Source organism: bacterium (genome assembly GCA_016703265.1).
In the GTDB taxonomy this organism is placed as follows: Bacteria; Krumholzibacteriota; Krumholzibacteriia; order LZORAL124-64-63; family LZORAL124-64-63; genus CAINDZ01.
In genome coordinates this window covers 12,388-27,934 of sequence record JADJCK010000018.1, presented here as the reverse complement: position 1 = coordinate 27,934, position 15,547 = coordinate 12,388, and the positions used below count along the sequence as shown (strand labels likewise).

12 protein-coding genes are annotated in these 15,547 nt (G+C 66.9%); 9 read left to right on the top strand and 3 right to left on the bottom strand.

The window, feature by feature from the left end; genetic code table 11:
- Positions 1–888: 888 nt before the first annotated feature.
- The 8 genes from mqnC to IPG61_20160 all read left to right on the top strand — a co-directional run bounded on the left by mqnC (position 889) and on the right by IPG61_20160 (position 8,831).
- Positions 889–2,016: a dehypoxanthine futalosine cyclase gene (mqnC, locus tag IPG61_20195; GenBank protein ID MBK6736340.1), complete on the top strand. Its 1,128-nt coding sequence runs from the start codon at positions 889–891 to the stop codon at positions 2,014–2,016.
- 155 nt (positions 2,017–2,171) lie between these two features.
- On the top strand, positions 2,172–2,657 hold the full coding sequence (locus tag IPG61_20190; protein MBK6736339.1) for a hypothetical protein: 486 nt from the start codon (positions 2,172–2,174) through the stop codon (positions 2,655–2,657).
- 952 nt (positions 2,658–3,609) lie between these two features.
- The gene (locus IPG61_20185) at positions 3,610–3,822 is read left to right on the top strand and encodes a hypothetical protein (protein ID MBK6736338.1); all 213 of its coding nucleotides are present in this window, start codon (positions 3,610–3,612) and stop codon (positions 3,820–3,822) included.
- A gap of 915 nt (positions 3,823–4,737) precedes the next feature.
- The gene (locus IPG61_20180) at positions 4,738–5,052 is read left to right on the top strand and encodes a hypothetical protein (protein ID MBK6736337.1); all 315 of its coding nucleotides are present in this window, start codon (positions 4,738–4,740) and stop codon (positions 5,050–5,052) included.
- A gap of 492 nt (positions 5,053–5,544) precedes the next feature.
- Complete coding sequence (locus IPG61_20175) at positions 5,545–6,081, top strand: hypothetical protein (protein ID MBK6736336.1); 537 nt, start codon at positions 5,545–5,547, stop codon at positions 6,079–6,081.
- 305 nt (positions 6,082–6,386) lie between these two features.
- On the top strand, positions 6,387–7,217 hold the full coding sequence (locus IPG61_20170; GenBank protein ID MBK6736335.1) for a hypothetical protein: 831 nt from the start codon (positions 6,387–6,389) through the stop codon (positions 7,215–7,217).
- A gap of 67 nt (positions 7,218–7,284) precedes the next feature.
- A complete protein-coding gene (locus tag IPG61_20165; protein ID MBK6736334.1) occupies positions 7,285–7,647 on the top strand; it encodes a hypothetical protein in 363 nt (120 codons plus the stop codon).
- Positions 7,644–8,831 carry a hypothetical protein gene (locus tag IPG61_20160; protein ID MBK6736333.1) on the top strand — a complete coding sequence of 396 codons (1,188 nt, stop codon included), beginning with the start codon at positions 7,644–7,646 and terminating at the stop codon, positions 8,829–8,831. The genes IPG61_20165 and IPG61_20160 overlap by 4 nt, the downstream gene beginning before the upstream one ends.
- Positions 8,832–8,843: 12 nt before the next feature.
- Here IPG61_20160 and IPG61_20155 read toward each other — a convergent pair whose 3' ends face one another.
- From IPG61_20155 to IPG61_20145, 3 genes are all read right to left on the bottom strand, one after another.
- Positions 8,844–10,121 (bottom strand): hypothetical protein, encoded by a 1,278-nt coding sequence (locus tag IPG61_20155; protein MBK6736332.1) that lies wholly within the window; start codon positions 10,119–10,121, stop codon positions 8,844–8,846.
- Positions 10,122–10,150: 29 nt separating this feature from the next.
- The gene (locus tag IPG61_20150) at positions 10,151–11,335 is read right to left on the bottom strand and encodes a PLP-dependent transferase (protein MBK6736331.1); all 1,185 of its coding nucleotides are present in this window, start codon (positions 11,333–11,335) and stop codon (positions 10,151–10,153) included.
- 126 nt (positions 11,336–11,461) lie between these two features.
- A complete protein-coding gene (locus IPG61_20145; GenBank protein MBK6736330.1) occupies positions 11,462–12,739 on the bottom strand; it encodes a glycosyltransferase in 1,278 nt (425 codons plus the stop codon).
- Between the two features lie 206 nt (positions 12,740–12,945).
- Between IPG61_20145 and IPG61_20140 the strand changes: the two genes are divergently transcribed.
- A complete protein-coding gene (locus tag IPG61_20140) occupies positions 12,946–15,162 on the top strand; it encodes a HAMP domain-containing histidine kinase (GenBank protein MBK6736329.1) in 2,217 nt (738 codons plus the stop codon).
- The last annotated feature ends 385 nt before the right edge of the window (positions 15,163–15,547 follow it).

Genomic DNA, 15,547 nt, shown 5'->3' with positions numbered 1-15,547 from the left:
GTACGGTCGCTCACCATCGAAGAGAGCTTCTATGCTGTGGCTCCCGTCATTTACGCAGCCATTGGTGCGTTTGCCCTCGGAAGACATGCTGTTGTCCGCAAATGGAACGCTTCCACTGTGGCTCGTTTCGCGCTTGTGTTGTCAGGAGCAGCCGTCGCTCTTTTCGGACTTTCCGCGGCTCTCGTATATGGGGCCCGCGCACCTCGAAATGGGGGTTTGCGGATTCATGGGTGATATCTCCCATGCAGTGCACGCAACTCTTGGCGGGCGCTTTGCAGAGTTCGCTGTCGGCATCGTGTGCGCCTTTGTTCACAGACAAGGGCGATTCCTTTCGTGTCTGAACGGGGCCGGGTTTCCGTAGCTGGCTGTCGCCAGCATGCTGGGTATTGCCGCCTGTATGTGGCTCAAAGGTACCGGCAGTGATGTCGGACTGGCCTGGCAGCCGATTGCCTGCAGCGATGGAATTGCAATCCTGACCGGAGTGCTGATTCTCGCACTGGCGAGAGAGGAGGCGCTGGTGTCCCGCCTGCTTTCCAGTGGGCTGTTGGTATATCTTGGTCGGATTTCGTACGGATTCTACCTGATCCAACTCACAGTTATCATGGGATCCCTTGCTTGGCTTAGCCGATTCATTTGGCCTGTGGCGTCTTCCCGCACTATGTATTCTCATGAACCTGATCTGTGCGGGGCTCTATGAATTGGTTGAACAGCCTGCGCGTAGAGGCATTGTCGCTAGATTCGGAGGCACATCCATCGGGGATTCATGATCAGGAGGCGATTGGGCTTCGCGCCTGCTATCGTAACCTGAATCAGGTACTCTGAGAACGGACTTTTTGACAAGGCAGTGTCGCTTTGCCGAATTCAGTTGATCCATTGGAGCGGGGGCCCATGCCCCCCGACCGCTTCGCCGAACTGACCGCCCACAAGCAGGGCCCGGCCGGCGCCGAGCCCGCCGTGCTGCTGCCCGTGGAACCTCCGCGCACGCCCACGGTATCCAGCGATTTCGCCCGTGAGCTGCTGGCGGCCGCCCTCGAGCGGCGCCTGACCGGCGGCGAGCTGCTCATCCTGTTCGAGGAAGCCTCGCTCAACGACCTGGGCGACACCGCGCAGCGCCTGCGCCTGCAGCGCACCGACCCCGAAGTGGTGACGTACATCATCGACCGCAACGTCACCTACACGAACCTCTGCTACGCCGACTGCCAGTTCTGCGCCTTCAACCGGCACCAGGGCGACGGCGACGAGTACCTGCTGCAGATCGACGAGATCCTCGAGAAGTGCCGCACCGTCGACCAGGCCGGGGGCAACCAGATTCTGCTGCAGGGGGGGCATCATCCCAAGATGCGCCTGCCCTACTACGAGGACATGCTGAAGGCCATCAAGGCGGCCTGGCCCGGCATGTGGATCCACGGGTTCTCGCCCAGCGAGATCCAGCACTTCGCGCGGCTCAACGGGCTCAGCCTGCAGGAAGTGGTGGGGCGCCTGAAGGCGGCGGGGCTCGACTCGGTGCCCGGCGGTGGCGCCGAGATCCTCAGCGACCGCGTGCGGAAGATCCTGGCCCCGGGCAAGACCATGTCCGCCGAGTGGATCGAGATCATGGAGATCGCCCACGCGGCCGGCCTGCCCTCGACCGTGACCATGATGTTCGGCCACATCGAGACCTACGCGGAAAGGGTCGAGCATTTCCTGCGCGCCCGCGCCAGCCAGGACCGCACCGGCGGCTACACGGCGTTCATTCCCTGGACCTTCCAGCCCGCCAACACGCCCCTGCAGAACGACCCGGCCCTGCGCGCCGCCGTGCAGGCGCAGGGCTTCACCGGCTCGGTCGACTACCTGCGCACGCTCGCCATCAGCCGCATCGCGCTGGACAACTTCCCCAACCTGCAGGCCTCGTGGGTCACGCAGGGCAAGGCGGTGGGCCAGCTCACGCTGTACTACGGGGCCAACGACCTGGGCAGCCTGATGATGGAGGAGAGCGTGGTCTCGAAGGCGGGAGTCAGCATCCGCTCACGCGGGTAGACCTCGACGAGATGATCGTGGGCGCCGGGTTCCGGCCGGTCCTGCGGGACAAGGGCTATCGTCTGCTCAGCTAGTAGTTTCGGGAGATCCATCCTTGCGAGTCGCTTCCGAAGGAGCCATCGGCTTCCGGAGAGCAGGCGTTCCGCTGGCTGCGCTTGCGCAAGCGGGTCTACCAGCTGGCCCGACATCGCCCCGGCGCCGACAAGCCGGTGGTGTTCGTGGTGGGTTGCCAGCGCAGCGGTACCTCGCTGATGCACCACCTGCTGCGCCTGGACTACGACACCGTCACGCATGACGAGATGAGTCCGCTATCGGCCGGCGACCCTGTCGAGGGCCTGCGCTGGGCGCCGCTGCCTGACGTGGTACGCCGGTTTCCGGGCCGACCGCGCCGCCCTGATTGCCGCCAAGCCTTTGGTCGAATCGCAGAACCTCGACAGGCTGCTCGGTGCTTCCCCGGTTCGTGCGCCTTGTGGATGTATCGCGATTTCCGCGCGGTGGCGCCCAGCAACGTGGCCTACTTCCCGGCCGGCACCAGCCACCGCGACTTGAACCCATCCTGGCCGACGATCAGTCCAATTGGCGGGCCGAACGCCTGGCGCCGGCGCGCACCTGGTTCGCCGACTGCACCCGCCCTGACTTGACCCCGGTCGAAGCGGCTGCCCTGTTCTGGTACGCGCGCAACAGCCTGCTTTTCGAGCGCGGCCTGGCCACTGACGAACGGCTGCGCGCCTGCCGTTACGAGGACCTTCTGCGTGACCCCGGCGGCGTCATGCGCGCCGCTACGGATTTCCTGGCCGTCCCTGGCCCCGGCGACCGTATCCTCAGGGACGTGGAGCCGGCCTCGGCGCGCCCCGCGCCCGGTGGCGCTGGATCCTCCATAGCCGAGGCCTGCGAAGGGGCCTGCTGGCGCGCCTGGACGCCGCCTCCCGCATCACCACGGACCCGCCCCCTTCGCGCTGATCTCTCCGACCGATCCGGACCGTCTCTTTGCGACTCAATGCCCGGGGATACAACCGGGCGCCTGCGACCATCGCGCCGCCGCCCATCGGAGGACGGGCCGTGTTCAGGCTTATGCTCAACATCTGTGCGGCAGCATCTTGGCTTTGACGATGGCGGCGTGCACCACGTCGCCCATCTCCATGGCTCCCCGATCCGGTCCCGGTCGTCCCCATTGGGCAGCAGAATCCCTCGTTGCGGATTGCAGTGCTGGACCACCACCTGCTGGGCGATCTGAGCGATCCGGCGGTCGCGTAGGTACGCGCGGGCCGACATCCTGATCACCCAGCCGGACCGCTTCTGGGGCGCGCCCGGGCCTCGAGCAGAACACGGCTGCACTGCGCCGCGAACCTGAACCTGCGCATCCTGGGCTGGTTCCGCTCAAGTGCGTGCGCACCGAGTGGGCGAATTACACTCCGGAAACGCAACGTACGACTCCGCGTTGTACCACGCGGCAATGCCCTACCAGCTTCACCACCACCGGTGACACGCTTCAGGACTGGCCGGGCACCGCTTTGATTTCACGCGACCCGAGGCGCGCGATGCCTGCTCGACGTCTTTGCTGCCTACCAGCCTCGTCGCCGGCCAAGCTGGACGGTGTCTACTGGGACTACTTTCAACTTCGAACTGTGGATCTCCGACGATGTGACGATGGAGGGCGAGCCCGACCTGGATGGCGACGGCGATCCGCACTCCACCGACACGGATGAAAGGGAAGCATTCCGCGCGGCCCAGGTGGACTGGATCGAGGAGATGCGCGCGCGCATGGGCGATGACTTCATCCGGTCGCCAATGGTGCCCGCGCCCTGAGTGATTCCACGTTCGCCGGCCTGCTGGACGGCATGAATTACGAGATCTTTCCCCAACGTTGGCTTTACGCGCGCCGCCATACCGGATGGCGTTGGACCCGAGCACTCCCAACAACCTTTGGGCGTCCAGGGAACTGGCTGCGCACACAGAACGGCTGGCCCGGCAGATCCTGGAGAACGTCTGGATCCCCCGGATGACGGACCAGAACGGCGTCTACAGGTCGATCAACCTCGGCGACATGAACCGCGCCATTGCGCTCTTGACTGGCTCTACCGTCATCCACTACGACTTGACCGGGGAAACACCACGCGGGTATCCCCCGATGTGGAAATCAACCTGGGCGAGCCTGGGCGGGGTCACTAACCTGGGCGGCGTCTACACGCGGAACTTTGAACAGGGCACCGTAACGCTGACGATGGGCTCCCGGCACGTACCCGCTGGGCTTTGCCTTCGCGATCACACGCAACCACCAGGCGGGCGGCGAGGAGCTAGAACTCAATCGCCCCCAACTACTTCTACCCGTAGGCGAGCGGCCGGCGAATCGGAGAACTTTTTCCATGAGCAGCGCAGGACCGCCCGTCAGGCGTCTCGAACACGAGCGGGCGGTTGTGGTCATCGAAGGCGAGCCCGGCAACGTCACGCCTGGTGACGGTGCAACCGCACGTGGCCGGGTTGTACGGTCCAGCGCAGCCCATGCCGGACAAGCTATCCGGACGCGCTCATCGAACGCCTGCTCGCCATCAAGGGGCCGGAGTACGTCTGCGACGAGATCGCGCGACGAGGATCCGCCTACGCCGCCATCAACATCGACGTCGGTCTTTTCAGCTACTCGGAGCCGGGGCGCATTCGCCGGCAAGCGACTGCTCGATTTCGGCTGCGGCTGCGGCTCTTCGACCATGATCCTGGGCGCGGCGGTTGCCCGAGACATCGATCCTGGGCGCCGAGCTGGTCGGCGAGAGTGTGGAAGTGGCTCGCCTGCGGGCACGACACTATGGTCGCGACGACATCGTGATCCACCTGTCCCCGGACGGCAACACGCTGCCGGCGGGACTCGGTCGCGTCGATTTCATCGTCATGAACGCGGTCTTCGAGCATCTGTTGCCTAGAACGCGGGCCGGTCATGGCGGCCCTCTGGGCGCTGCTCGAGCCCGGCGGCGTGCTGTTCATGCAGGAGACACCCAACCGCTGGTGTCCCTGTCGAGATGCACACCACCGGTTTGCCGCTGCTGAACTACTTGGGAGACGGGGCGGCACGGCAACTGGCGACGCGGCGATCGCGTCGCGTTGCGCGCGACAGTACCTGGGAAACAGCTGTTGCGCGATGGAATCCGCGGCGGTTCGGCGCGCGGGATCCTGGCATGTTGCCGGTTGCCAACGGCAGGCCCGAGCTGATGCCGGTGCTCTTGCCGCAGCCGGGCAGCCAGGCTGACCTGCGGTACCGGGCCTCGGCTCGGCGCCACGGCCCGAGTGGGGCCCAAGAATCTCGTGCGGCTGGGGCTGAAAGCAGCCCGGGCCGTAAGCGGGCTCGATTTCACACCCGAGCTGGCGCTGGCGATCCGCAAGGGCGGTCGCTGAGCCTTTTTTCGGGCGCTTGCGCAGTCCGGTGGCATGAAACTGCACTTCATGGTACCATTGGCCAAGCCGACGCGGCCGTTTGGCGCCTAGAGCGTGAATTGTACATGACATCAGCGGCGAAGGGCCGGTGGCCCCGCGGGGGTTTCCTTGCGCATCCCGATCCTGATCCTGACTCCCGTCCTGGCGACGACCGCCTGCCTGGCGGCTGCGTTGGCCTGGGCCGTGCCTCCTGTGGTGAGTGGCGTGTCGCTGACCCAGCGCACCGACGGGAGTGGCCTGGCGGATATCACCTACGACGTGGCCGACCCCGACTCGCCGGTACTGGCCATCAGCCTGGCCATGTCGGCTGATGACGGCGCCACCTGGGACTTTCCGGTATTGCAGGTGACCGGCCACGTTGGATTGGGCGTGACTCCCGGCACAGGCCGGCAGGTCGTCTGGAATCCCGGCGCGCTGCCGCAGGGCTTGGATATCGAACAGCTCCGGGTGCGTGTCATCGCCAGCGACGAGGGCGTTCTCCATCGTCCACATTCACCGCGCAACATCGCCATCACCGACTGGAGTTCCATCAATTGGTCGCAGCCGGCGAACGTCGAGAAATACGCGCGGGCGGACGTCTTCCTGGCGATGTCGGGGCATTTTGGAGTTCGCAATACCGCAACGAGCCCATCATCGACGCCATAGAGGACATCAACCCTGACTTGAAGGTGATCGGCTACATTTCCGCGAAGACCGCACAGTTGTCGGGGCCAGTCCGTCGGCCAACGCCTTTGGCACGCCTGGTACAATGCCACGCGGCCGTACTGGGCCTACACCACCACCGGCGACACGGCGCAGGACTGGCCCGGCAATGTCATCGTGAACATCCTGGATCCTGCCTGCCGCGCAGCCATGGTCGGTACGATCTGTGAATTCCAGCGCACGTCCGCCAACCGATTCGACGGGATCCTCTGGGACTATTTCAACCATTCGCTGTGGGTTACACCGATATGCCCAACACGTTCGGCGACCCGGACATGGACGGCGACGGCATCGGCCACTGGGCCGATCCTGACGAATTGGCCGCCTACCGCAACGCCCAGGTGGCTCTGGTCTCGGCCGTGCGCGACAGCCTGGGCGAGGGCTTCATCCAGTTCTTCAATGGCCAGCGGGCCTACAGCGATTCCACGTTCGCGGGTCTGGCCGACGGTCCATGTACGAGCTTTCTCCCGACGCTGGGCTTTCCGCAGCCGAACATGCAGAACGCGCTGAACCCGTCTTTCCTGCACAACCTTTACGCCGTGCGCAACCGCCTGCGCGATCAGAACGGCGGCCCCTGGATTGTGATGTCCAATCCCTGGCGCAACCAGTACGCCGACCAGAACAATCAGGTCACCTTGCTCCAGACCGGCAACCAGTTCCGTGTCGTGGCCATGCTCATGGACGGCTTCGCCTCGTGGAATTCCAACGACGGCTCTACCTTCAGCTACACGTACGGCTGGCCGGCCAACGATATTTGTGTTGGCGAGCCCATCGGTCCTCCAGTCTACGAAGGCAACTTCATCCGTCGCGACTTCCAGTACGGTCGTGTGGAATTGGAATGGAAGACAGGCCGCTATCCCCACCCGTTCAAGTACAAGGTCTGGTCGCTCGGGGAGATCGTCGAGGAACTCAGGTGCCGTACCACTTCCCGTAGATCCCTGCAGAGGATCGCGAGAAAAGAAGATCCATGGACAGTCCTCGCGCCTTCGGCGCTGCGGATAGCCCACGGATCTTCTTTTCTCGCGATCGTTCCGGCAACGGGAGCCTCATTGGGGGCGGAGATGGCCGCAATTTCGTAACGTGTAGGTAGCGCGCAGGATGTACGTGCGGCAACCACGTTCTTTGACTCAATTGTGATCGGGGGCCATGCTGGGGCATCACCGGGTGCTACCCGGAATCTGGGCAGCTGCGGCTGTCCTGTTCGCAATCTGCATTCTGGCGTTCGCCGCACACGCGGCAGCACCGGTGGTTTCCAATGTCGTCCTGGCCCAGCGCCTGGACGGCAGCCGCATCCTCGACATCACTTACAGCGTTGCCGACGCTGATGGCGACCTGCTTTTCATTTCGCTTCAGTTGTCGGCCGATGGCGGGACCACCTGGGGATACCCGGTGCTCAACGCCACCGGCCACATCGGCGCCGGTGTCAGCCCGGCACGGGGCGGGCCATCCAGCTCGACTATGGCGCGGTCCCGGCTCCGATCCTGGTCGAGCAGATGCGCGCGCGCGTGATCGCCAGCGACAGGGGCGTGTCGTTCGCGCCGCACTCGCCGCGCAACGTCGCTGTGCTGCAGCTCAATCCCAGCAACTGGCAGGATCAGGCCCACCTCGAAAACCTGGCGCAGGCGGACCTGCTGGTTGTCACCGCGGACGAACTCTGGGCCGGTTCGGCGCTGGCCAACGTGCCGGTGATCCAGAACCTGAAGGCGATCAATCCCGATCTCAAGGTCGTGGGCTATGTTTCGGCCTTCACGTCGCGGGTGTCGGGCGCCATTCTTCCGCCCGGTTCGTTCTGGCAGCAATGGTACACGCGCTTGCGGCCCTACTGGGTCTACACCACCGCCGGCGACACGTCGATGGTGTTCCCGGGCGCCGTGGTGGTCAATACGATCAACCCGGTATGCCGTCGCGTCATGGTCGAGACCATCGTCGAGTTTCAGCGGAGCTCGCTGAACCAGTTTGACGGCATCTACTGGGACTACTTCAACACCGCCCTGTGGGTCTATCCGGACCTGAACATCCAGGGCGACCCCGATATGGACGGCGACGGTATCGCGCATCTGTCCGACCCGAACGAATTGACCGCGTTCAGGGCGGGTGAGGTTGCCCTTGTCACCGCTCTGCGCGATTCGCTCGGCGAGGACTACATCCAGATCTTCAACGGCCAGAGGGGCTATGGCGATCCGGCGTTTGCCGCGCTGGCCGACGGGCTCATGTACGAACTCTATCCAACGCTGTTTTTCCCGCAACCCAATGCGCGCAATTCGATGGACCCGGCGTATGCCTACAACCTGTTCAACACGCGCAGTTCACTGCGCACGCAGAACGGCGGGCCCTGGATGATCCTGTCCAATGTCTGGATCAACCGGTACGTCGACCACAATGGCGTCGTCACCACGGTCCAGACCGGCAACCAGTTCCGCGTGTTGGCCATGCTCATGGACGGCTACGCAGCGTGGAATACCCAGGACGGTTCCACCTTTAGCTACACATACGGCTGGCCCGCAGTGAGCATCTGCGTTGGCGAACCCATCGGGCCGCCCGTGTACGACGGCAACTTCATCCGCCGTGACTTCCAATACGGCCGTGTCGAACTGGAGTGGAAGACGGGCAGCTACCCGGACCCCTTCAAGTACAAGATCTGGTCGCTCGGCCAGATCGTGGAGGAGCTCCGCGTTCCCTACCATTTCCCGTAGGGCGCGATTTTTCTACAACGCCAGCCAGTCGGATCCGAAGATGCGCCGCGGGAACAACCGCGGCGCCAGTCCATAGAGGAACTGCCGCTGCTTCAACGCCTGGTGACTCGCCTCATGCTGCCCGCACACCGTCCGCAGGTAGGCTTCCAGCGTGTAGATCTGCACTTCCACCGGGAACCGATAAGCCCGGTCCGCGCCCTCCGGCTGCACCAGCACGTCGATATCGCCCTTGAAGACCTTGAACGCCCGGCTGCTCCACGTGTTGAGCTCGGCGCCCGCGGTCTCGGCGCTGGACAGCGTGTCGGTCACGTTGCGCCAACCGAACGGCGTGCCCACGCACGAGTCCAGCAGCTGCAGCAGGTCGCCCAGGGCGTCGTTGTCGTTCACGATGAACATCGCCCCGATGATGTCGCCCAGCTCGGCCGGGTTGTTGATGCCCTTGCGGATCATCTTCGAGAGCACGGGGCCGCTGGTTTCCTGGCGCATCTCCGACCAGCGGATCTTCTCGATCACGCGGTGCGAGCCGTCGTCGACCAGTTCATAGCTCACCGGCGCCACCGAGCGCTTGAACCGGCAGTTGTAGTAGAGCACGTCCAGCGCGATGGCGCGGCCGTCGTGCTCCTTCTCGATGAACGTCGAGCGGAAGTTCCAGCGCATGTCGCCGGTCGAGGGGCGCGACGAGTACTCCACCCGCGAGCCGCCGTCGACCAGGCGGAAGCCCACGGTCAGGTCGTGGATCTGCTTCGTGTGGCGCCACAGGCCCTCGTTGAGGATGTCCTCGAACAGGCTCTTGTGCAGGTGGCCGTCCTGGATGTTGCGCGACTGCTCCACCTGCAGCAGCAGCTGCGCCAGGCACAGCTTGCGGCGGGCCTCGAAGCGCACCCGGTCGGTGGCGCCGTGGATCGAGATGCCCATCAGGTCGCGCAGGTCGTCGCACTGCGTGACCATCTCCAGCGGGGCCACGGCTTCCCGTACTTCGGGCGGCAGCAGGTCGATGGCGGCCATCAGGTAGACGTCGGCCTCGTGCAGGTAGCCGGCGGTCGTGGCGCGCAGTTCGCTGAAGGTCATGCAGTGCCCGCCGTCGAGGTTGGCGGGGCAGAAGAAGCGCGACATCTCCTGCGCGTACGCGGTGTCGCTGCGCAGGATGCGGCGGAAGGTCAGGCGCGTGAGCTGGCCCAGGCGCGAGCCGCGCGGGGGAAAGCCCGGGTCCAGCAGCGGGTGGGCGTCGTAGTCGACGGTCCAGGGGTCGCCCCCCCGGCCGGCGGCGCCGGCGGCCAGGCCGTCGGTCACGCGCCGATGGGGATTCGCGTCGCGGGTGCTCAGGTCAGCTCCAGCACTCGGGCCAGGTCGGCCTCGATGTCCTCGTAGGTCTCGCAACCCACGGCCACGCGCACCAGGTCGTCGCTGATGCCGGCCTCCAGCCGCTCGGCCAGGGGCACACCGGCGTGGGTCATGCTGGCCGGGTGCTCGATCAGGCTCTCGATGCCGCCCAGGCTGACCGCCAGGGCCGGCACTTCGACGTTGTTGATCACGAACTTGCCGGCCTCGAGCCCGCCCTTCACGCCGAAGCTGAGCACCGCGCCGCCGCCGCGCATCTGCCGTTTGCCGAGGGCGTACTGCGGATGGCTCTCCAGGCCGGGGTAGCGCACCCAGGCCACCTTCGGGTGCTTCTCCAGGAACGTCGCCAGCTTCATGGCGTTGGCCTGGGCGCGCTCCATGCGCAGGCCCAGTGTCTTGACGCCGCGCAGCACCAGCCAGGCCTGGTGCGGGTCCATGGTGCCGCCGAAGTTGTAGTGCACCTTGCGCAGGCGGGCCAGCACTTCCGGATCCTTCGCGATGACGATGCCCGCCACGACGTCGGTGTGGCCGTTGATGAACTTGGTCATGCTGTGCAGCACGATGTCGGCGCCCTGCTGCAACGGGTTCTGCAGGTACGGCGAGGCAAACGTGTTGTCGACCACGACCAGCGCGCCGCCCTTGTGGGCGATCGCGGCGCAGGCTTCGAGGTCGGTCAGCTTCAGCGTGGGGTTGGCCGGCGTCTCCAGGTAGACCAGCTTGGTCTCCGGACGCATGGCCTTCGCCACGTTCTGCGGGTCGGAGCTGTCGACGAACGTGGAGGCGACGCCGAAGCGCGGGTACTCGTTCTCGAGGATCATGCGGCTGGGGCCGTAGACCGCGTCGGTGGCCACGATGTGCGTGCCCTGGCCCAGGAACGTCAGGTACACCATGTTGACCGCCGCCATGCCGCTGGCGGCCGCCAGGGCGCCGCAGCCGCCTTCCAGGTTGGCGATGTTGTCTTCCAGCGCCGCGGTGGTCGGGTTGCCCAGGCGCGTGTACTTGTAGCCGGGCTCGCCGCGGAAGCAGGCGGCGCCGTGGTCGGCATCACGGAACGCGAAGGTGGAGGTCTGGTAGATCGGCGTGGCGACGGCGCCGGTGTGCGGGTCGGTGTGCTGACCGGCATGGATGATGCGGGTCATCAGGCCCCGCTTGCCGATATCCTTCATGAAGACGCCTTTCGGTTGGCGCCGGCGACAGCCGGTGCGCTTGGCGATTCGACCAGACTCTTTCCGCGGGCGCGGCGGTCACGACACCCGGCCAATATCGCCCTGCCCGCCGCTAAAATCCACCCGTCAACGGCCGGCGGCCGCCTCCAGGATCGCCTGCAATTTTGCCATGTGTTCGGTCCGGCCGGCGTGCCTGCAGGCCCATTCCCTGGCCGCAGCGCGCGCGCTGTCGGGCAGTGCGGCGGCCCGCAGCAGGCCACCGAGGATCGACGACGGGTCGCCCGGCTGCACCACGTAACCGGTTACACCGTCCTCGATCATCTCGGGAATGCCGCCGATGTCCGAGCCCACCACCGGCAGCCCGCACGCCAGTGATTCCAGCGCCGCCATGGGCCCGTTCTCGTACCACACCGAGGGCATCACGCTGAAACGTGCACGAGCCATGGCCGTGCGCAGGGCCGGCCCGTCGAGCGGCCCCAGGATCTTCACGGTCTTCAGCTCGAGCTGCGCCGCCTTCGCGCGCAGGTTGCCGTCGCAAGGCCCGCTGCCGGCAATGAGCAGTTCCAGCGGCGGCCGGTCGATGCTTCCCTCGGCGTGTCCGCGCTCCCACAGCTGCTGGGCCTCGAGCAGGAACCGCAGGCCCTTCTCGTGCGAGATGCGGCCGAAGTAGATGGAGGCGTCACGCACGGAGGCTTCCGGCAGTGCTTCCGGCTGCCAGGCCTGCAGGTCGACGAAGTTCGGCAGGTGGCGCAGCTTCGCGCGCGGAAAACCCCACTGCGCGTACTTCTCCACGTAGAACCGGCTCGGACACAGGAACGTCTCCACCCCGTCCTCGTACAGCCGCCGCCCCCTCTGGTGCGCCGTCTCCACCGCCGCCAGCAGCGACGCCGCGCGCGACTCCTTCACGCATCGCCCCAGCACCGCCTGGTGGTAGTGGCCGCCCTTGCACTTCTCGCACACGTGGCCGTCGCGCAGCATGTGGATGGCCGGGCACAGCAGGCGCAGGTCGTGCAGCGTCATCACCACGGGGATGCGGTGGCGGCGCAGGACCGGCAAAATGGACGGGCTCAGGTGGTGGTAGATGTTGTGCAGGTGGGCCACGGCGGGACGCGTGGCGACAATCAGGTTTTCAAGTTTGCGGGCGGCCTCGCGGTTCCAGATGAGCGACAACGCGTCGCGCAGGCCGTCGCCGCCCAGCCGGGGGCGGCTGTAGTCCCGGGCCCGCACGAAGTGGCCGCTCCAGGCCGACGGGCGGGCATCCGGGTCCGCCATGGCGAACGGCACCACTTCCCAGCCGGCGGCTGCCAGGTCTTCCTCTTCCTGCACCAGGTAGCGGCCGACCCCGCCGGCGGGGCCCACATCGTGGTAGAACTTGTTGATCAGCAAGAGCCTGCGCTGGCCCATGGATGTCCGGCTCCCGGTCGTGGCCGCCTCTGGGTCGCTTCTGCGGCCCGGCCGGCCTGGCGCCGACCCCTGACCCCATCATTAACCCCCTGCAAATACGCGGTCAATCTTTCCCGAAGGGCGACGATAACCCCTTGGCAAGGCTGGTCGCCCAGGCACGTAATCGCCCCCCGTGCCGGGCCCCCGCCGGGAACGGAGCTTTCCTCTTGAGTCCGGCAGCCAACCCGTTCACCGAGCAGACCCGGTGGCGCATTGCCGCCCGTGTGCTGCCGGCAGCCTTCCTGGCCATTGCCGCCCTGGCGGCCACCAGCTGGCTCCTGTTCGCCCAGCAGTCCCTGAACGAATTCTCAGCCCGCCTGCAGCGCGAAAGCGCCGACACCCTGCACCAGGTCCGCCAGCGGGCCGTGGGGGTGGCGCTGGCCGTGGATGCGCGCAAGAACGAGCTGGCCGCGCAGTCGGCCGCGACCGGCGACGCCGACTGGGCCGCCGGACTGCTGCAGTTCGACCTGCTGGGGGCCGTGGCGCTGGTGGGGCCGGGCGTCGGCGGTGCGGCGCAGGGCGGCCCGTTGCTGGCCGAATCACTGCGGCTCGGCGACAACGAGCAGTACCTCTCGCAGTGGCTGGCCGGCTATGCGCCGCTGGCCGCGGTGGAATTCGCCATGCCTGCCGGGCGCAGCCGCCAGCGCGTGCTGGACGACAATCCCTGGCACCCGGTCCTGGTCTACCCGCCCGTCCACGTGGAGCGGCGGCACGACCACGGCAGTCCCGTCACCCGCGCCCTGTTGCCGGTGGTGGTGCGGCAGGACCCTGCGCTGTCGGCAACGCCGGCGGCGGTCTACTTCCTGGACCTGGACGAGCTGGTGCGCCGCGACGCGCCGCCTTCCTGGTGGTGCCTCCTGGACGATGACGGCATCGTGCTCGGCTCCGCCGCGCGCGACCTGCGCGTGGGCCGCCCGCTGTCGGAGTACGCGTTCACGCTGAAGGGCTCGGACCGGCCGGTCGACGGCTGGCGGCTCGGCGCCCTGGCCCGCTCGGCCGGCACCATGATCGACCGCGGCGGCGGCCTGGTGCGGGCGCCGGCGGTGGCTGCGGCCGCCCGCGATGCGACCATGCCCTTCACCGTGGTCGTGGCCGCCCGGCACGAGGGACTGCGTGCGGCCAGCACCCAGTTCGCGCTGCTGGTGCTCGTCGTGCTCGGCGTGGCGCTGGTGGCGCCCCTGATCGGCGTGTTCCAGGTGCTGACGGAGCAGGAGCGCCGGCAGACGGTGCTGGCGCAGAACCTCGAGGCCGTGGCCCGCGGCGACTTCGCCCGGCGCCTGGAGCCGGGCCGGGCCGACGAAGTGGGGCGCCTCATCGCCGGCTTCAACGTGATGGCCGAGGGCCTGGGCGAGGCGCGGCGCGAGGCGCACGACAAGGGCGAGCGGCTCGAAGCCGCCATGGACCACCTGCGGCTGGCCGACAAGGCGAAGGACGACTTCCTGGTGCTGATCTCGCACGAGGTCCGCACGCCGCTCACGTCGCTGATGGGCGGCGTGGAGTTCATGCGCTCGGCCCTGCAGAAGGCCGACCCGGTGCAGCGCGAGGCGGTGCAGGCGCTGCACCTGCCCGAGATCGTGGACATCGTCGCCAGCAGCGGTCGCCGCCTGTCGGGGTTCATGAACGACGCCATCCAGATGACGGCCGTGCAGAGCAGCGAGCGCGAACTGAACCTGCGCCCGGTGCCCATCGACAGCCTGCTGGAAGTGGGCCTGTGCGGCGTGCGCGAACGCGCGCGGCTGCGGAACATCACCGTGGTGAACGAATTCGCCGGTGATGACGAATGGGCCGTGCTCTGCGACCTGAACGTGCTCAAGCTGGCGCTCGAGCGCATCCTCTCCAACGCTGTCGTGCACAATCGCGAAGGCGGCAGCCTGATCATCCGCCGTGCCGAGTCGATTCCCGGCCTTGCCAGCGGGCACGTCGAGCCGGACGCCGAGATGGTGCGCCGGTTGTGGTCGCAGAAGTCGTTCCGCGACTACGAGTCGACGCCCATCCGCTGGCTGCTGGTCGAGATCTTCAACACCGGCGCGCCGATTCCCGAGGATCGCCGCCGCGCGCTGTTCGGCAAGTTCGAGCTGGTGGGCCGCATCGAGCACCATCACAAGGGCTCGGGCCTGAGCCTGCCCATCGCGCAGGCGGCCATCGAGCACCACGGCGGGCGCATCTTCCTGGACAGCGCCGACCGCGACGGCAACTCGTTCTACCTGCTGCTGCCGTGCGTGGCGTCGGACGTGAAGGCGCCGCGCAACGCGACCAACCTATGGAGCCAGGCGGGGCAGGGTTTGGGTCGCATCGCCCTGCACGAACAGGTCCGCCAGGTGGGTGACGCCGCCGGGCTCGAGGTTGAACTCCAGGACGCGAGCGCCACCCTGGCGCGCCGCTGAAACGAGGCCGGCCGCGGGGTAGACCGCGCCGGCCGTGCCCACCACCACCATCAGGTCACAGGCGCCGGCCGCAGCAGCGGACCGGCGCATCACTTCCGGGTCGATGCCCTCGCCGAACCAGACCACACCCGGCCGCAGCAGCGCGCCGCAGGCGCCGCACAGCGGCGGCAGCGGCAGCAGCGGTGAGCGCAGGTCCTCGCCGCCGGCGCCGCAGCCGGTGCAGCGCAGCTTCCAGATGGAACCGTGGAACTCGATCACGTCGCGGCTGCCCGCCCGCTGGTGCAGGCCGTCGACGTTCTGCGTGACCAGGCTCAGGCGCACGCGGTCCTGCAGGGCGGCCAGGGCGCGGTGCGCGGCGTTGGGCTCGGCGGCGGCGATCAGCCCG

Coding starts and splice junctions, on each gene's coding strand:
- IPG61_20170 (MBK6736335.1), top strand. CDS start 6,387: ATGCCCAACACGTTCGGCGACCCGGACATGGACGGCGACGGCATCGGC.
- IPG61_20165 (MBK6736334.1), top strand. CDS start 7,285: ATGCTGGGGCATCACCGGGTGCTACCCGGAATCTGGGCAGCTGCGGCT.
- IPG61_20150 (MBK6736331.1), bottom strand. CDS start 11,335: ATGAAGGATATCGGCAAGCGGGGCCTGATGACCCGCATCATCCATGCC.
- IPG61_20145 (MBK6736330.1), bottom strand. CDS start 12,739: ATGGGCCAGCGCAGGCTCTTGCTGATCAACAAGTTCTACCACGATGTG.
- mqnC (MBK6736340.1), top strand. CDS start 889: ATGCCCCCCGACCGCTTCGCCGAACTGACCGCCCACAAGCAGGGCCCG.